Here is a 17,086-nt window from a genome sequence, read left to right as displayed (position 1 = left end):
TCCGATGCTGTTACCGCCCTGCATGGTGCGCTCGGTCGACAAGACGGTGCGATCGTCATTCTCGGCACGGGCTCGGTCTTCGTCAAAAGAGAACAAGACGCATTCGAGATTGTCGGCGGGCGCGGCTTCATGTTGAGCGATCATGCGGGTGGCGCGCGACTTGGTCGCGAACTTCTTGAAGAGGCGCTGCTTGCTCTGGATGGCATAGCAGACCATACGGAACTAGCCGATGCCGTGCTGGCGCGGTTCAGCGGTGACATGCGCCAGATCGTCACCTTCTCGCGCACGGCGACGGCCGCAGACTACGCCACCTTCGCTCCCATCGTCTTCGACTATGCGAATGAGGGCGATGCGCTCGGCCTTTCAATCCTGCAACGCGCCTGCTCTTATATTGCCCGCGGTCTGGATCGGCTCGGCATTGAAACGCTTGGCCGGTTCAGCCTGACGGGAGGCCTCGCCTCATCCTATGCAGCACTGCCATTTTTACCGCACCGGGAACGCTTTCGGCCCGCGCTTGGCGATGCGTTGCAGGGAGCATTATCGCTCGCCTTGCTGGCCAACGGACGAGATTAGCCGCCAGAACGCCATGCGCCATCGCGGATGTTCCACACTATAGAAGTCACGCATCGTGCATTCCAAAAATCGATTCCGATTTTCGGGCCCATACCGTAGCGGCAAAAAGACTTGTCGCGGCGGGGTTTACCCCCTAACTTCTTATATACAGGCACTCACAGATATCCGGCCTGATCTTGCGAAACGGTGCTAGCTCACGCTGGCGGCGTGTGTGGTGTATTCTTTTCATGCATTTCCGGACGGAAACCGGTTTCCGTTCCCAGAGGAAATGCTCCACAGGGGTGGCATGCTGACTAAAAAGGGCAAATATGGCCTGAAAGCCATGGTGCATCTGGCGGGCGTTACAGATGGACAGCTGGTTTCGGCCAGCGAAATCGCCGAGAAGCACCATATACCGCGCAAGTTTCTCGACAATATTTTTACCGAACTTCGCAACGCCGGCTTCGTTCTTAGTCGCAAGGGCAAGGGCGGTGGCTTCTGTCTGGCCCGCCCGGCCCACGAGATTGCCATCGGCAATATCATCCGCGCGCTCGACGGCGCGCTTGCCCCCATCGCCTGCGCCAGCAAGACAGACTATCGCCCGTGTGACGATTGCGATGAGGACGAATGCGAGGTGCGCCATATGATGCTCGATGTGCGCGAAGCCATCGCCAGCGTTCTGGATCATCGGACGCTAGCCGACAGCAAGGCCATGGATATAGCCTCATTGTCAGAATAGGCCTCAGGCCGCGGCGGCCGACCAGTTTGGGAATGGATCGTTCAGCCCCGACCAGCGCTCTGGCACGAAGTCTTCTTCCTCAAGAAGACATTGATCCAGCTCATCGATGAGCGCATCTTCCTGCATCGGATCGACACCAATGAACACAATCTCCTGACGCCGATCACCCCACACTTTATGGAAATATGGCTCCATGGCGTGCTGCCATTCGGGTTCCGCCGGCCAGTATTGCTTCGGCACGGATGACCACCAGCGCCCCCTTTTTCCAGTGCGGACCAACGCGCCCGCCTGACTGATTTCACCGACAAAATCCGGACGGGTGGCAAGCCAGAAGAAGCCTTTCGCCCGCACGACACCCGGCCAGCCCTTGTCGATGAACGATTGAAACCGTTCGGGATCGAAGGGACGTCGCGCACGATAGACAAAGGAGCGAACGCCATATTCCTCGGTCTCCGGCGTATGCGAGGCAAAGCCATGCAGCTCCTTGTACCAGAGCGGATGCTCATGCGCCTTGTTGAAGTCGAAAAGCTTCGTATCCAGTATGGCGTCGAGCGACACTTCACCGAAATCGACCTCCTCGATGCGGGCATCGGGATTGAGCGAGCGGATGACTTTGTGCGCCAGATCACGCTCCTCTTTTGAAGCGGTCGATATCTTGTTCAGCACGACGACATCGGCAAACTCGATCTGTTCAACCAGAAGATCGACAAGCGTGCGCTCGTCATCTTCGCCAAGGGATTCGCCGCGATCACGCAGAAAATCGCTCGATGCATAATCCTTCAGCAGATTGGCGGCATCAACAACTGTCACCATCGTATCGAGCCGAGCGACGTCCGAAAGACTGTTGCCCTTCTCGTCGCGAAACTCGAACGTGGCGGCAACCGGCAGTGGCTCGGCTATGCCGGTCGATTCGATCAGCAGATAATCGAAGCGTCCCTGAGCTGCCAGTTGTGAAACCTCCTTCAGGAGATCATCGCGCAATGTGCAGCAGATGCAGCCATTGGTCATTTCGACCAGCTGTTCATCCGTGCGGGAGAGATTGGCGCCGCCCTCACGAACGAGGGCGGCATCTATATTCACTTCACTCATATCATTGACGATCACCGCGACGCGGCGGTTCTCGCGATTATTGAGCACGTGATTGAGCAGTGTCGTCTTTCCGGCCCCGAGAAAACCGGACAAGACCGTAACGGGCAGTCTCTTTCTCATGACTCCGTTCCTTATCAAACTGGGTAAGATCAATCGTGATGGTGGTGATCGAGGTTGAAAGTCAGCGTGGTGAAATAGCTGAGCTTGTCAGCTTCCTTTGAATCAGACAGCGGCCTGGAATAACCCGCCCCAACGACATTGAGACCCGCGTTGCGGATATTGATCCTGGCGATGCCTTCCGCGTTGGTTTTCACCGGCGCTGCGTGACTGTCATTGACATAATCCGCCGTGACCTCGACGCCTTCCACCGGCTTTCCGTCAAACAGAATCTGCACGGGAAGCTCGTTGCCCGCCTCCAATATTGTCGGGTCCATCAACGGAACGATTTCTAAAGGCAAACCTTGGGCTTCTGGCTTTTTGCGCAGATGATCCAGAATGGCGACAGCAAATTTCTGACTCTGACTGGACTGTTTTGCGCCCGGCACTTCCGATTTCGGCTTGTTGATCCACTTGCCGTCCGGACCCTCGGCCCAGAAGCCATTGTCGAATGTGCCACTGACCACGACTGCATCCTTGGGCACGCTCAATAGGGCATGATCTTCCAGTCGTTTGATCTCGACGGCGACGTCCTTGCCCTCTCCATTCTTGGCCGTAACCGTCTTGAGCTTCTGCGGGTCATAGGCCTCGTCGCTTGCGCCGTGACCGTAAACAACCGCCTGCGTTCCGTGACGTTCGGCAATCCAGATTCCATGAGCACCCGCGATTGCGGGAGCAAGAAAAGTCAAAACAGCACTAGCCTGAAGCGCCTTCACAAAGCTACGCATTCTCGTCTCCTTAATGTTATATCATTACATCTGTACCAGTGAAAATAGGCGGTCTGAACCGCCTTGAGTCTCGAAATGCAGGTTTCGATCTGCTTCAATCAGGTCGATGCGCACTCATTAGAGCATGTGTCCCGAAAGTGGGAACCGGTTTCGGGATAAAGACATGTTTAAAAACAAACAGATAGAGCATTTCCAATGATCCAATTAAAACAGGAAATGCTCTAGTGCCGGGCTGCCCGTAAGTTAAAGCAGGGTCCAGCCCGGCACCGTTGCGACCGCTACCAAATTATGGGCGTGCACCTGGCGAGGGCGCGGTCGCAGCTGTTGGCCCTATTTCGACAGACAGTCCTTCAACGAATCCGCCAGATTGCGAATGAGCTGCGGATAGAGATCCGGACCATCCTTCAGTTCTGCCCCCAGCGGATCGAGAACGCCTGTCCTGGCATCCGTTCCTTCGATAACTGTATTCACCAGCTTCGGTTCGAACTGCGGTTCGGAGAACACGCAGGTTGCGCCAAGCGATTTGATCTTCTCGTGAATTTCCTTGATGCGCGCGGCACCCGGTGCCTTTTCCGGGCTGACGGTGATTGATCCAGCCGCCTTCACACCGAAACGATTTTCGAAATACTGGTATGCATCATGGAAGACGATAAACGGCTTGTCCTTTTCCGGCTCCAGTTCGCTGGCGACTTCCTTGGTCAGCGCGTCAATCTTCTCGCCATAGTCCTTGGCGTTCTTTTCATATTGCGCAGCGTGTTCGGGGTCGCTTTCGCCGAGCGTCTTGGCGATATCCGCCGCCAGAACCTTTCCGTTCTGCGGGTCGAGCCAGAAATGCAGATCATATTCACCGTGACCATGATCATGGTCATGCCCGCTTTCCGATGCTTCGGCGCCATGATTGTGCCCCTTGTCGGCATCGGCGGCATCCTTCTTGTCATCGTGAGCATGGTCATGACCTTCGGCACCATGGTTGTGACCTTCATGGCCATGGTCATGCGCTTCGAACGGACCACCTTCACGGAACTTCAGCTTGGTCAGGCCGTCCGCTTCACCAAGAGCGACAACCTTTGCGCCATCGCCAAGTGTATCGATGGGCTTGTCGAGGAAGGTTTCCATCGACGGCCCGGCCCAGAAAATCACCTTGGCGTGCTCAATTGCTTCGGCATCGGAGGGTTTCAGGCTGTAGACATGCTCGGAACCCGCACCCTGAACGATCAGTTTCGGCTCGCTCACCCCCTGCATGACTGCGGAAACAATGGAATGGAGCGGTTTGATCGAGACCACGACGCCGTCGCGTTCTGCGGCAAGTGAGACATTTGCCGTACTAGCCAGAAATGCCGAGGCTAGGAGGAGGGAGCGGAGATGTTTCATTGTCTCTCTCTTATACGATTGGGGAGGGGCACCACATTCTTGTGATATGTTATTTTATTACGTCAGTTGCGTTATGCTATAACGTCTGTCATAAGGTGAGGCAACCCCCATTTTGGAAAAATCACAGCGGCGGTTGCGCAATAGAGCGGCAACGGAAAAAGACGCTGGGAAAAATTTCGAATCGGCGGATGATCCGTGCGTGGGACACGAACATACAGGCATTGAAAGCCCGGAATAGATGAGCAGGAAGACCACCCTCCCCGCCGAAAAAGCGCGGGAAACATTGATTGAACTGAAGGATGCCGGCGTCTATCGCGACGGGCGCTGGCTCGTGCGCAATGTCGACCTGAATGTTGAGCGCGGGGAGATCGTCACCCTGATCGGTCCGAATGGCGCGGGCAAGAGCACCGCCGCCAAGATGGCGCTGCGTATCCTGAAGCCCGATGAAGGCAGCGTGATCCACGCGCCGGGCCTGCGCATCGGCTATGTGCCGCAAAAGATCAATATCGACCGCACGTTGCCGCTTTCGGTCGAGCGCCTGATGACCCTGACGGGGCCTCTCTCGCGCAAGGATACCGAGACGGCCTTGGAAGTGGTGGGCATTCCGCATCTGGCCAAGGCGGAAATCGCTAATCTGTCAGGCGGCGAGTTCCAGCGTGCGCTGATGGCGCGCGCACTTGCGCGCAAACCGGACCTCATGGTGCTGGACGAACCGGTGCAGGGCGTCGACTTTTCCGGCGAAGCTGCATTGTACGAACTGATTGCGAAACTGCGCGACGACACAGGCTGCGGCGTGCTGCTGATTTCGCACGACCTGCATCTGGTCATGGCGGCGACCGACCGCGTCATCTGCCTCAACGGTCATGTATGCTGCAGCGGGACGCCGCGCGATGTGACGGCAAGCCCTGAATATATGCGGCTGTTTGGCAGCCGGGCCGTCGGGCCGCTTGCCGTTTATGAGCATCATCACGATCACACGCATCTGCCGGACGGGCGCGTGCTTCATGCCGACGGTTCCGTGACGGATCACTGCCACGCTGATGACGGCCATCATCATGACCATGAACACGGACATGATCACGAACATCATCATCACGAAGGGAGCGCGCCGCGTGCTTGACGATTTCTTCACCCGCGCCATCATCGCCGGTGTCGGGCTTGCGCTCACGACCGGACCGCTCGGCTGCTTCATCGTCTGGCGGCGCATGGCCTATTTCGGCGATACCATGGCGCATTCCGCCCTGCTCGGCGTGGCGCTGGCGCTCATTTTCGACATCAATATGATGATCGGCGTGTTCGCCGTTGCCGTGGCGATTTCAGCCATTCTGCTGCTCTTGCAGCGCCGACACACATTGTCGGCGGATTCGCTGCTCGGCATCCTGTCCCATGCCACGCTGTCGCTTGGCCTCGTCCTCGTTGCCTTCATGACATGGGTGCGCGTCGACCTGCTGTCGTTCCTGTTCGGCGATATTCTGGCTGTCTCGCGAATGGATATCGCCTTCATCTATGGCGGCGGGGTGTTTGTGCTGGCGGTTCTGGCCTGGCTGTGGCGCCCTTTCCTTGCCGCTACCGTCAGCGAGGATATTGCTCGCGCCGAAGGCATGAACCCTGCCCTGTCGCGCATTGTTTTCATGCTACTTCTGGCCATCGTCATCGCCATTGCGATGAAGATCGTCGGAATTCTATTGATCACCTCGCTGCTGATCATTCCGGCAGCGACGGCACGCCGCTTTTCTTCCACACCCGAACAGATGGCCATCCTGGCCTCACTGATCGGTGCTGCGGGGGTGATCGGCGGACTTTATGGTTCCATTCATTTCGACACGCCATCCGGCCCTTCCATTGTGGTCGCGGCGCTTGCCATTTTCATTTTGAGCCTGCTACCCCTACATAAGAGGGAACAGGCATCACCAAAACGGATCGCTGGACAATGAGCACGCATCACCATCATCACGCCCCGCAGGACCTCACCCGCAATCAGACACTGGTTTTCGACGTTTTGTCCAAGGCGGAAGGCCCACTCAGCGCCTATACGATCCTCGACCAGCTGCGTGACGACGGTTTCCGCGCCCCGCTGCAGGTCTATCGCGCATTGGAAAAGCTGCTCGATTACGGGATGATTCATCGCCTTGAAAGCCTCAACGCCTTCGTTGCCTGCGCGCATCCGCAATGCCATCAGCAGGGTCTGGTGGCTTTCGCGATTTGCGAGAAATGCGGTCAGGTGACGGAATTCTCCGACGCGGCGATCGAGAACCTTGTCAGCGCCTGGAGCCTTCAGAACGGTTTCAAGTCGCGCAAGACGACACTGGAGCTGCGCGGCCTCTGCGAAGCCTGTGGCGAGCACTGACAAACAGGAACCTGTTCAAGGTAACCATGTCCGCAAAATCCCGGTTTAAAAAGTAACGCATCGGCAATCGAAACCTGCTAGATTAGTCTCAGGGGAATAGCAGGTAAGATTTTGATATGGCACGGGTTAAGCCATCCCACGAACGTCGTAGGGAAGAGAGACAGCGTACAAGGCTGCGCTCCGGAAAGATCGTGGGGCTCGACGGGCGTTTCATCATCGAATGCCAGTTCAGCGATATCGCGCCCCATGGCGCCAAGCTGAGAACTGTCGAAGTCCCGACCCTGCCCGAACGCTTCTGGCTGTTTGACGATTATTACGGACGCGCGCTTCTGGCCCGCGTAGCTTGGCGGGATGGTCGTGAAATGGGCGTGGAGCTTGTATCCGACCCGGCGGTCGCACCGCTTGATGACGAGCGCCTCGCCCAGCTTGCAGGAAAATACTATTCGCTGTGACTGGCAGGCTCTGCGTTGGCCTGCTTTTCTGACTGCTTGGCCGGTGCCGTCGGTGTCGGCGTGCCGCGCATGTTCATGGCACGGATTTCTTCCGCTGAAATATAGTTGAACTGCTCGACCAGAAGGTCCTTGATGACCGGCTCGGGGAACCGCGCATTGAGATCGGTGATGATCGAGGCACGAACGTCCTCAAAATTCACCTTCTCGACCTCTTTCGTATCCGAATAGCTGCCATAGAATTTACGGAATATCTCATCGTTGATGAAGAATTCGAGCGGCACGGTCAGCTTCTTGCGAATGTTCGAATCGACCGTATAGACAAGCTGCGTCACCACATAACCGGCGACGCCGCCATTCGAGATGATCGGCACGCTCATCACATCTGTCTTGACGTAATCCACGCCGCCAAATCCACTGGTCGCCGCCTGCGCCTCACCCGAAGATGAGACGTTCTGGCGAACCGCCAGGAAAAGCGAGCCGAAAGCGACGGCACAAATCCACAGACCGATGGCAATGATGCGGATCATCGTGCGTGACCGAGCCTCACACTCTGCATGCTGTAGGTGCCGTCGGCTTCCTGCGTTTCCAGCGCACCGCGAATGAGATCAGCCAACTCACCGACGGCCCGCAGATGCAGCTGCAGCGCTTCGCAGTTCTTCTCAAGCTTCTGCTTCAGGCTGTCGAGCAGCGGCTGAAGCCGCTTCATCGTCGCCGGTTCGGCAGCACTGGCCGCTTTCTTGATCGCTTTGTTGAAATCGTAAAGCCCACGGCTCTTGCGGGAGTTGATTTCCGCCAGATCCGGATTGCCGCCCTCCAGAAGAAGACGCGTTTCAGTATCGATGACATCTTCCAGACGTTGGATTGCCCGCACGACCGGCTTCAATGTGGGGTTCTCGGCCGGTTCCTCTGCCAGCGCCTGACCCGGTTCGCTCGTGACAGTGACGATTTGCGAATCCTCTGGCGGCAGGCTGTTTTCAGAGCTTGTCTCGGTCATTTAGGGGTCCTCAATTATGAAGCATGGCGGACGCTATGGTTGCGGGCCAATCAGCCGCGCGCGCTGTCCGTATCGCTGTTGTTGTCGAGTTGCTTTTGAATGAGCTTGCGTTCGAAGCCATGCACGATGTCCTTCGATACGCCGTTCTGGCCCACACTTTCTCCCAGATTATTGATCACGTCTCCTAACGCTATCGTCGTCGGCGCGTCTGCCCGCCCGTTGCGCGCCGCCTGTTCCTCAAGCAACTTGGCAATGCCGACACCGCCGCCATCCGCCATCTTGTTTGCCATGGCTTCCGCCATCATGGACTTCCAGTATTCACCGGCAATCCCCTTCCCGAAGGTCGCCGTCGTGTCACTGGTGAACATCGACTGCACGAAGGATTGCAGCATGAAGGCCTCGAACTTGCGATAAGCCGGACTGGCCGCATTCTGCGCATCCGGTCGCACGCTGACCCCAGCCGCAAGGCTGTCGGAAAAGCTGGCGAAATTATCCCGCGTCAATTCACCACCGGCGGCGGGTGCCGCCATTGTTGCTGCCCCAGTGGATGCCACCATGGTCCCGGATGCGGACGGCGCTCTCAGCCGTTCCGCCGCCATGCGATAGGCTTGCGGATCGGCCGCACGCGCCACGTCCATCACGAGATCTGACGGCGGGTTGATCGCCATGCACCTCTTCCTTCTTTTAGAGCGCATTTCGATCTGATTGCATCAGATCGGCGCTCTAAGGGCTAATTCTGCCGCGCATCCTATCTAAAAACCGCTTCGCACTTTTTGGGATGCGCTTTGTTACTTGCACCATAATGGGTCAAACTTGACTGAAACTTGTGCGTGCGTTCAGCCTCGATTTTGCGCTCAATCAGGCTTTTGCGAGCGATTTGTCGTTTTCCGGCTAATAAATTCCTCGATCAGACTGGCAAGTTCCCGCCGTTCGCGATCATTTTCAGCATCCGTCAGCCGCTCTTCCAGCAACCCGACACGTCTTTGTTCCTGCAAAAGTGCTTTGCGCTGTGATTCGAGACGCTGTTCCAGTTGCTGCGATTCGGCGGCATTGGTTCCAAGACGCTTGATGAGCAGCGACGGATCGATACTGAGCGCATCACCATCATAGCGACGATCCTGCATGGCGATGAGCGCTTCGCGCTCCTCTTCCAGCGCGCCCTTGCGCGCATTGGCTGCGGCAAGAGCCTGCTCCAGCCGTGCACTTCCGAGCCTGTGCAGTTCAATGAGCTTCTTGAGATTGCGCGGATTCGTCATGGCCACCCTTAAAACAACTCGCGCAACTGCGTCGCAGTTTCGTTGGTGAAGAAACGCAAGAGTTCCGGCAGGATGAAATAGACCACCAGCAGCCCTCCCCCCAGCACGAATGGCATCGATACGAAGTAAACCGGTATGGTCGGCGTCAGCTTGTTCACCAGACCGATAGCGAAATTGACGAGAATCGCAAAAACGATGAACGGCGCTGCGATACGCAGCGTTGCCAGAAAAGCCGCTGAAAGCGCATCGGTGAAGTCGATCATCGCCGCATCGGGGCGAAACTGGCCGTCAACCGGAATGGCCACATAGGAATTGAGCAGCGCCCGAAATACTTCCAGATGCATGTCCGTAATGAAGAACAGGAACAGCGCGCTGAAGGTGACGATAGTTGCAAGTGTCGCCTGCGGTTCGCTTTCGGTGATGGCATCGGCAGGAGAACCGGAATAGCCGACTGAAACCGCCATCGTGCTGGCCATGAATTGCAACGCCCAGAAATAGATATGCGCCAGAATGCCGATCACCGCACCGACGAACATTTCGCTCGCCATCAGGCGGAACAGGGTCCACGGCTGCCCGGCATCGACAACGGTTGCGATGCGCTGCAGTACCAGCGGCAGGACCGCAAATGAACAGGCCAGTGCGATGTAGAGCCTGACCTGCAACGGAATGCGCGCACTCGATAGTCCCGGCATCAGCATCAGGCACGCGCCGATGCGACAAAACGCCAGAACGGCGGCCAGGATGATCTCGTTAAGCGGCAGTTGTGCGACAGGCACTCAAGGCCCTTTCATCGTATGAAGCAATAGCTACTCCCCTCGCCCTTCGAGGCGCCAAGCCTCGACACTCGGCATGGCTCATCAGGATGAGGGGTGTGGACGCCAAAACTTTTTCCTCATCCTGAGGAGGTGCCCTGAGCAGAGCGAAGGGAACCGTCTCGAAGGATCAAGGGATCGATCGGTCGTTGACTATGAAATTGCGCCAAGCGATTTCACCTCCACACCACGGGCAATTTCCACATGGGAGAGCACCGGCAGGGTGGCGAACAGACGCTCGATAATCATGCGAATGTATGGCCGCGCTTCCGGTGACGAAACCAGCACGAAACGTTCGCCATTGTCGAAATGCTTGCGAATGACGGTGGAGGCCTCCGTGCCGAACTGTTCCAGCAGGCGCGGATCAATGTCGAATTCGACGATTTCACCCTTGGCGTCACGCTTGAGGCTCTGGTGGAAAACCAGGTCCCAACGATTGCCGAGACGCAGAACGTTCAGCACGCCATTGTCGGAAAGATCGCCGCAAATCTGCTGCGCCATGCGCATGCGGACATGTTCCACGATCATTTCCGGGCGGCGAATGAGCGGCGCGATTTCCGCAATGGCTTCAAGGATCAGATGCAGGTTGCGGATGGAAATGCGTTCGGCGAGCAGCAGCTTCAGCACCGCCTGCAGGCCCGAATAGGAAATATGCGTCGGGCAGATATCTTCCAGAAGCTTGCGATATTCAGAGCCGAGACGGTCCAGCAGAATGCGCATATCCTTGTAGGAAAGAAGCTGGGCCAGATTGTTGCGGACGATTTCGCTCAAATGTGTCAGCAGGACTGAGAGATTATCCACGGTCATATAGCCATCGCGGCGGAGATCGGACGCAAAGGTTTCCGGCACGGAATAGGCGCGCATGCCGAAGGCCGGTTCGCGTACTTCCTCACCCGGAATGGATGGAATCGGACGGTCGCCAAGCACGACAAGCGTTTCACCGACGCGCAACTCGTGGCTGGCGACAGCCGTGCCATGTATCTTGATGCGATAGCTTTTCGGCGGAAGCGCGATATCGTCTGTGACCTTGATTTCAGGGATAACGAAACCGTATTCCTGAGCGAACTTGCGGCGCATCTTGTTGACGCGGTGCGCCAGCTCCTGCTGCGATGCAATCAGGCGGGCGGAAAGCTGCTTGCCGAGGCAAAGCTCGATCTGGTTGGTTTCGAGCGACGCCTTGACGGAATTGCGCTCCTGCTCTTCCGCTTCACGCTGCTTCTTGCCGGCCTCGTTGGCTTCCGCCTCGCGCTGGCGCGCTTGTCGACGGGGTACGGCAATACCGATGAAGGCCATTGCGCCGCCGAGCATGAAGAACGGGAAGGCTGGCAGGCCTGGCATGATGCCGAGGACGAAGAGCAGCATCGCCGCAACCAGCAGTGCCTTCGGATAAGCGCCAAGCTGGCCGAAGATCGCCTGATCGGCGGAACCGCGCGTGCCGCCCTTCGACACCAGAAGACCGGCGGCGAGCGAGACAATCAGGGCCGGAATCTGTGTGACCAGACCATCGCCGACCGACAGCTTGGTGAAGACATCAGCTGCGTGTGCAATATCCATGTCGTGGCGCGTGGCGCCGATGATAATGCCGCCGAAAATATTGACGGCGGTGATGATGAGACCTGCAATCGCATCACCGCGCACGAATTTCGAAGCACCGTCCATGGAACCGAAGAAGGAGCTTTCCTCTTCCAGCTCGCGACGGCGGCGCTGCGCTTCCTTTTCATCGATCAGGCCGGAGGAGAGATCGGCATCAATGGCCATCTGCTTGCCGGGGATGGCGTCGAGGGTGAAGCGCGCGCCCACTTCCGCGATACGCGTCGCGCCCTTGGTGATGACGAGGAAGTTGACGATGATGAGAATACAGAAGACGACCAGACCGATGACGAAGTCGCCGCCCATCACGAATTGCGAAAAGCCATGAATCACATGACCGGCGGCGAGATAGCCTTCATTGCCGTGAGTGAGAATCACGCGCGTCGTCGCAATATTCAGCGACAATCGCATCATGGTGGCGATCAGCAGTACCGTCGGAAAGGCGGAAAAGTCGAGTGGGCGCTGAATCCAGAGCGCAACCATCAGAATCAGCACCGAGAAGGCGATCGAAAATGCCAGACCGATGTCCAGCACGACAGCCGGAACAGGCAGGAAGAGCACTGTCAGGATGATGATGATTCCAACCGCCAGCCCCATATCGCTGCCGGTCAGAAGTCCGCTTTTCATCAAGGGTTTAGCTGCTGCCTGCTGCACATCCGTCTCCTGTTACGAAGCGGACCTTAGCTTGCGAAGCTTGCGCGAAGGCTGTGGTCTAAAAACCTTTTTCTATGCGGGAATAGGCCAGCAGCGTGAAGGAATTGATCTGCGCACCGACGAACGGCGCGGTCAGGGCCAGCACGACGAAAATGACGATGATCTTCGGCACGAAAGTTAGCGTCATTTCCTGAATCTGCGTCAGTGCCTGGAAAAGCGCGATGCCGATACCTGCAAGCATGGCGGCAAGCACCGCCGGGCCGCTTGCCATAAGCACGGTCCAGATCGCAGAATTGACTATATCAAGCGCGTCGGCTTCGTTCACCGCGTCGGTTCCTAGCTGATCTTGACGCCTGCGCCGATCATAAGCGTCTTGCCGTCTTCCAGCTCGGCCAGCATGCCGTTGGACTGAATAGTGACGGATTTCACGACGCCCGATATGCTGCCATCGGCATTGGTCAGCGTGCGGCCGATCCAGCCTTCGGCCTGCGTCAGCGACGTATTGGCGATCAGCGTTTCAAGCTTGCTGTTCATTTGAACAGCCTGCTCGACATTGGAGAAAGTCGCAAGCTGAGAAACATATTGCGTCGCGTCCATGGGCTGCGTCGGATCCTGATTCTGCATCTGGGTTACCAGAAGCTTCAGGAAGGAATTATAATCGACGCTCGCCTTGTTGGCCGCGGAATTGCTGTTGTTCGTCGTGTTGTTATTCGTCGTATTCGTGCCAATCGGCGGTGTCGTGGTCATGGGTTTGCCTCCGCAGATTTCCGGGTTGCAGCCACAGGCAAAGCCGGGCTTTCATGGCCCATCAGTTCGGCCTCGCGTGGGTATTGCGCGCGAATTGTCTTGAGCGCCTCGAAAACGCGCCCGTTATGCACCAGCTCATCGACCAGCTTCAGCGCGTTCAGGATTTCCGCATCCTTGAACGTCGAAAACATGCCCTTCAGCATCTGCGTGAAAGTGGTGTGGGCCTGTTCCCGCATGGCCGGTTCGATCAGCATCATCTGCGCTGCGAAATAAAGCTGACGCAGTGGTGTCGTCGTGTCTTCCGGCTGGAGAACATGATTTTCCAGAAGAAAGGTCGCATCGTTCAGCAGTTCGAGCGAAACCTTGCGGTCGGCTCTCAATACAGCGCCGTTGATGAAGATCCGCTCACCCGCGCGTAGCGAAAGGCGAATGGCCGGTTTTCTGTTTGGGGTCATTTCAAAGCCCGTCCCGGATCGACTGCGTGATCTCGATCAGCGTGGCGTAATCGTTGCTTTCGCCCTGGCGGATGCGTTCGATCTCCTTCAGCACGAAAATACCGACGGAAATGATCGCGGCCTTCAGTTCCTTCGGCAGCACATTTTCCTCCGACCCCAGATCGTCGATGATCGTAGTCCAGAGCTTCGTCGTGAAATAGGTAGCGTCAATTGCCTCACGCGAGCCGTTGCCATTTGCCTTCGCCGCCTCAAGCATTGCGATGGAACGGTCGAACAATGCCCGTTCTCGTTCCTTGGCGCTCGCCATATCGTCATTCATGACATCTTCGTAGCGCATCTGATACATGGTTTCTCCGTCTATCAGTTCGGACGGGCTCGCATCATGCTGCGTCCGTCCTCAATTCATCTCAACTATCTGAGATAGTTGAGCAGGCTCATATTCTGCAGCTGAACCGTCAGCGAATAGGACGTTTCGATCTGTGTCTTCAGAGCGTTGACGCGTGTCGCCGCTTCATAAGGATCGACTTCTTCGAGATTGAGAACGGACTGGTTCAGGATCTTTTGCTGCGCCGAAATGCGCGTCGTCGCGGCTTCGGTGCGCGACTGGGCGAGACCAAGCGTCGTCTGTTGCGACGTCGTTTCGGTGATTGCAGTCGTCGTGGTCTGCATCGCCTTTTCAGTCAGGGCATTGAAAGCGGAGTTGTTGAGGCCGATGGTTGCAAATTCAGCCACCATAACCGCCGACATGATGGTCTTGCGGAAACCGTCGGCATTGGCCGAGATGGATGTATCCGCCGTTTCTGTCGGCGAAATACGGCTCTTGATCACCGTGTCCGATGCATCCGACCAGTTTGCGGCCCAGTTGGCATCGTTGAACTCTTCGGCGAAATCACCGTCCAGAAAGGCCTTCATTTCATCGCCGGTGATGTTCGCCACCTGCGGATCATCGATAGCAAAGCCGAAATGCGTCTGAAACGCCTGTCGCACTGCTGTCTGCGCAGCGCTGCCTTCGGTATAGTCGGCAACCGGCTTCACATCGGTGTTCACACCGGCGAAGATATATTCGCCGTTATAGCTGGTGTTGAGCAGACCGGTGACAGAGTTGAGAATGGATTTTGCCGACTTTGCAATCGTGGCAGCGCTTTCAACGGTATTGTTGGCGCCAGTCAGATCACCCAGAAAATTCTGCGTGTTCTCGATGATCGTCCCGGCAGCGGTCTGCGTCGCATTCATGCGCTGCTGCACCAGCTTGTTCATGTCTGTCAGCACGGTCAGACGGTCATATTCCTTCCGCAACGATACGGTCTGGCCAGACTTGGAGCCAAGCGACAGGCCGACATCGAACACGGTTCCCGTGGTCGCTTCCTGCTGCGCCTTCAACATCTCGGCCTTGTTCTTCGCCACAAGGGCTCGCAGGGCTGACGTTGCGCCATAGGTGGAAATCGATTGCGCTTTCATTGGCCTCACACCGCGTTGAGAAGATCGTCGAGCATTGCGCTGATCGTGGTCAGCACCCGGCTCGATGCCTGATAGGAATGTTCAAGATCGAGAAGCAGCGCCATTTCGGTATCCATATCGACACCGTTGGCGTTGGAGAGGGCTGTGTCTGCCTGACCGGCAACCGTCGCATTATAGGAGAATTCGCTGTTGGCCTTCTGGCGCTTGCCTTCAAGCCAGCTGATCGACGATGAGCTATAGTCCGTCAGGCCGGAGTTTGTCGCCAGACCCGCCACCGAATTAAAGGTCATCGGCTCCGAAAATGCTTCGTTGAGCGCACGCAGGCGATCGCTGAAACCTGCCCCACCTTCAGTATTGTATTTGTAGTCAGGCCCGTTGGCCCCACCGTCGCGCAGAAGAAGTGAGCTGCCGCCTTCAGATGTAACGAAAACCGAAGACACCTTGATGGTGCCTGCAATACCTGCCGAAAGGCCTGCACCCGGAACATCCGGCGATCCGCCCCAGCTGAACAGGCCCGTCTTGTCCGCGCCAACACCGGTCTGGTCGCTTTCAGCGAACATCGTCACCAGATTGCGTGCAATCTCATCAAGCTGCATCTGGTATTGCGGGGCGATCTGGTCACGCAACTGCAGCAATCCGCTCAGGCGGCCCGTTCCATAAGGCTGGTCGAACGTCTCGTGGTTGAGCGGAACGCCATCCACCAGCACCGCCTTGCCGGCAATACCCGGCGCCAGCACAGTCGATTGCTCGAAGCTCACCTCGCGCGCCGTGGTCTCGAACAGTGTCACGCCGTTTTCGGCAAAAATGACCATGTCATTATCGCCGCGCATCATGGTGGTGATGCCGATCTCGCCGGAAAGCTGCTTCAGGATCGAGTCGCGCTGATCCATGTAGTCGGAGACATCGCGATTGGCGCGCGTACCGCCGACGATCTCCTGATTGATCTTTTCGAACTTGGCGAGAAGATCATTGATGTTGGCGACGGAATCCGCGATTTCACGGTCCGCATCATTGCGCAGCGACTGAACCTGCTTGGTTCCGGCATTGAGCGCATTGGCAAGCGATTGCGCCGTGGAAACAACACTGTCGCCAAGCGCGCTGTTGGACGGAGAAGCGGCAAAGGTCTGGAGTGCATCGCGCAAATCGCCGATCAGTGCCGATGGCGAACCGGAATAATTATCTGCCGAATAAAGCGACGAAAGGCGGTCAAGCCCGCCTGCGAGAATGGAAGAGGAAGAAGCCGTACTGTTGGACTGGATGAACTTGTTGAACAAGGCCTCATCCGCCGACCGGCTGATGCCCACGTAAAGGGAACCGTAAGGCCCCGATACGAGAGAAGCCGTGCGCCGGGAATAATCCGGATCGTTGGCGCCCGCGATATTGCGAGAGACAACGGAGGTCTGCTTGGACGTTGCCGCAAGCGAACTTTTGGCCGTCAGAAGAGCAGAACTAAGCGACATCTTACCCCATCCTACAAGTGCAATCCCGAAAAGCGCGAAGCGGTCTCGCGTCCGGAAATGCGGCTAAAACAAACACCTGGAAAGCCCCTGATAATTCCGCTGATACCGGAACTGCCCCTGCGTGCGTAGACCGTGCCTGTTTCCTGACCGGTCCGTATTCTCAAAGCGCTAGTGGTCTGATTCCGACATTTGCGTCTCTCTGATACAGGCACCGAGCAAATGTCGG

At 57.0% G+C, this 17,086-nt stretch carries 21 protein-coding genes (1 of these 21 only partly in view); 6 read left to right on the top strand and 15 right to left on the bottom strand.

The annotated features are described in order from the left end of the window. Both AAE521_RS09000 and AAE521_RS08995 read left to right on the top strand, forming a co-directional pair. On the top strand, positions 1 to 573 hold the 3' portion of the coding sequence (locus AAE521_RS09000; RefSeq protein ID WP_342061109.1) for a glucosamine kinase nucleotide-binding domain-containing protein. Its footprint begins 309 nt before the window's first position; the window shows 573 of its 882 coding nt (coding positions 310–882); the start codon falls outside the window, past its left edge; its stop codon occupies positions 571 to 573. A 286-nt stretch (positions 574 to 859) separates the two neighbouring features. After that, complete coding sequence (locus AAE521_RS08995; protein ID WP_012093486.1) at positions 860 to 1,291, top strand: RrF2 family transcriptional regulator; 432 nt, start codon at positions 860 to 862, stop codon at positions 1,289 to 1,291. Between the two features lie 3 nt (positions 1,292 to 1,294). Here AAE521_RS08995 and zigA read toward each other — a convergent pair whose 3' ends face one another. The 3 genes from zigA to znuA all read right to left on the bottom strand — a co-directional run bounded on the left by zigA (position 1,295) and on the right by znuA (position 4,635). Further along, positions 1,295 to 2,500, bottom strand: a complete 1,206-nt coding sequence (gene zigA, locus AAE521_RS08990) for a zinc metallochaperone GTPase ZigA (RefSeq protein ID WP_342061108.1) — start codon at positions 2,498 to 2,500, stop codon at positions 1,295 to 1,297. Positions 2,501 to 2,529: 29 nt separating this feature from the next. Further along, entirely contained in the window at positions 2,530 to 3,264 is a 735-nt protein-coding gene (locus AAE521_RS08985; protein WP_342061107.1) for a DUF4198 domain-containing protein, read from the bottom strand. Positions 3,265 to 3,594: 330 nt separating this feature from the next. After that, complete coding sequence (gene znuA / locus AAE521_RS08980) at positions 3,595 to 4,635, bottom strand: zinc ABC transporter substrate-binding protein ZnuA (protein ID WP_342061106.1); 1,041 nt, start codon at positions 4,633 to 4,635, stop codon at positions 3,595 to 3,597. A gap of 238 nt (positions 4,636 to 4,873) precedes the next feature. Here znuA and AAE521_RS08975 point away from each other — a divergent pair, with 238 nt between their 5' ends. The 4 genes from AAE521_RS08975 (at position 4,874) to AAE521_RS08960 (ending at position 7,434) form a co-directional block, all read left to right on the top strand. Then, on the top strand, positions 4,874 to 5,755 hold the full coding sequence (locus AAE521_RS08975; RefSeq protein ID WP_342061105.1) for an ATP-binding cassette domain-containing protein: 882 nt from the start codon (positions 4,874 to 4,876) through the stop codon (positions 5,753 to 5,755). Next, positions 5,709 to 6,569: a zinc ABC transporter permease subunit ZnuB gene (gene znuB / locus AAE521_RS08970; RefSeq protein WP_374864445.1), complete on the top strand. Its 861-nt coding sequence runs from the start codon at positions 5,709 to 5,711 to the stop codon at positions 6,567 to 6,569. Before AAE521_RS08975 ends, znuB begins: the two co-directional genes overlap by 47 nt. Continuing rightward, the gene (locus tag AAE521_RS08965) at positions 6,566 to 6,982 is read left to right on the top strand and encodes a Fur family transcriptional regulator (RefSeq protein ID WP_010660758.1); all 417 of its coding nucleotides are present in this window, start codon (positions 6,566 to 6,568) and stop codon (positions 6,980 to 6,982) included. Before znuB ends, AAE521_RS08965 begins: the two co-directional genes overlap by 4 nt. A 116-nt stretch (positions 6,983 to 7,098) precedes the next feature. After that, on the top strand, positions 7,099 to 7,434 hold the full coding sequence (locus AAE521_RS08960; RefSeq protein ID WP_010660757.1) for a PilZ domain-containing protein: 336 nt from the start codon (positions 7,099 to 7,101) through the stop codon (positions 7,432 to 7,434). Here the strand turns inward: AAE521_RS08960 and AAE521_RS08955 are convergent. From AAE521_RS08955 to flgK, 12 genes are all read right to left on the bottom strand, one after another. Then, entirely contained in the window at positions 7,422 to 7,961 is a 540-nt protein-coding gene (locus tag AAE521_RS08955) for a hypothetical protein (protein ID WP_342061103.1), read from the bottom strand. The genes AAE521_RS08960 and AAE521_RS08955 overlap by 13 nt on opposite strands. After that, entirely contained in the window at positions 7,958 to 8,428 is a 471-nt protein-coding gene (locus AAE521_RS08950) for a hypothetical protein (RefSeq protein WP_010660755.1), read from the bottom strand. The genes AAE521_RS08955 and AAE521_RS08950 overlap by 4 nt, the downstream gene beginning before the upstream one ends. A 50-nt stretch (positions 8,429 to 8,478) precedes the next feature. Next, complete coding sequence (locus tag AAE521_RS08945; protein WP_071630559.1) at positions 8,479 to 9,096, bottom strand: rod-binding protein; 618 nt, start codon at positions 9,094 to 9,096, stop codon at positions 8,479 to 8,481. Between the two features lie 186 nt (positions 9,097 to 9,282). Further along, positions 9,283 to 9,684 carry a hypothetical protein gene (locus AAE521_RS08940; protein WP_342061102.1) on the bottom strand — a complete coding sequence of 134 codons (402 nt, stop codon included), beginning with the start codon at positions 9,682 to 9,684 and terminating at the stop codon, positions 9,283 to 9,285. Between the two features lie 8 nt (positions 9,685 to 9,692). Further along, positions 9,693 to 10,460 (bottom strand): flagellar biosynthetic protein FliR, encoded by a 768-nt coding sequence (gene fliR, locus AAE521_RS08935; protein ID WP_342061101.1) that lies wholly within the window; start codon positions 10,458 to 10,460, stop codon positions 9,693 to 9,695. A gap of 189 nt (positions 10,461 to 10,649) precedes the next feature. Further along, the gene (gene flhA / locus AAE521_RS08930) at positions 10,650 to 12,713 is read right to left on the bottom strand and encodes a flagellar biosynthesis protein FlhA (RefSeq protein WP_206044273.1); all 2,064 of its coding nucleotides are present in this window, start codon (positions 12,711 to 12,713) and stop codon (positions 10,650 to 10,652) included. Positions 12,714 to 12,798: 85 nt separating this feature from the next. Further along, on the bottom strand, positions 12,799 to 13,065 hold the full coding sequence (fliQ, locus tag AAE521_RS08925) for a flagellar biosynthesis protein FliQ (protein ID WP_006469393.1): 267 nt from the start codon (positions 13,063 to 13,065) through the stop codon (positions 12,799 to 12,801). 11 nt (positions 13,066 to 13,076) lie between these two features. After that, the gene (flgD, locus tag AAE521_RS08920; protein ID WP_010660750.1) at positions 13,077 to 13,487 is read right to left on the bottom strand and encodes a flagellar hook assembly protein FlgD; all 411 of its coding nucleotides are present in this window, start codon (positions 13,485 to 13,487) and stop codon (positions 13,077 to 13,079) included. Continuing rightward, positions 13,484 to 13,942, bottom strand: coding sequence for a flagellar biosynthesis repressor FlbT (gene flbT / locus AAE521_RS08915; protein ID WP_342061100.1), 459 nt, complete (start codon positions 13,940 to 13,942; stop codon positions 13,484 to 13,486). The genes flgD and flbT overlap by 4 nt, the downstream gene beginning before the upstream one ends. 1 nt (position 13,943) lies before the next feature. Beyond that, positions 13,944 to 14,288: a flagellar biosynthesis regulator FlaF gene (gene flaF / locus AAE521_RS08910; RefSeq protein WP_071630563.1), complete on the bottom strand. Its 345-nt coding sequence runs from the start codon at positions 14,286 to 14,288 to the stop codon at positions 13,944 to 13,946. A 65-nt stretch (positions 14,289 to 14,353) separates the two neighbouring features. Continuing rightward, the gene (locus AAE521_RS08905; protein ID WP_342061099.1) at positions 14,354 to 15,400 is read right to left on the bottom strand and encodes a flagellar hook-associated family protein; all 1,047 of its coding nucleotides are present in this window, start codon (positions 15,398 to 15,400) and stop codon (positions 14,354 to 14,356) included. Positions 15,401 to 15,405: 5 nt separating this feature from the next. After that, positions 15,406 to 16,860: a flagellar hook-associated protein FlgK gene (flgK, locus tag AAE521_RS08900; RefSeq protein WP_342061098.1), complete on the bottom strand. Its 1,455-nt coding sequence runs from the start codon at positions 16,858 to 16,860 to the stop codon at positions 15,406 to 15,408. Between the last annotated feature and the right edge of the window lie 226 nt (positions 16,861 to 17,086).

Source organism: Brucella cytisi, assembly GCF_038433355.1.
GTDB lineage: Bacteria > Pseudomonadota > Alphaproteobacteria > Rhizobiales > Rhizobiaceae > Brucella > Brucella cytisi.
Note: the sequence above shows the minus strand (reverse complement) of the source record. Positions and strands in the feature narration are given on the sequence as shown.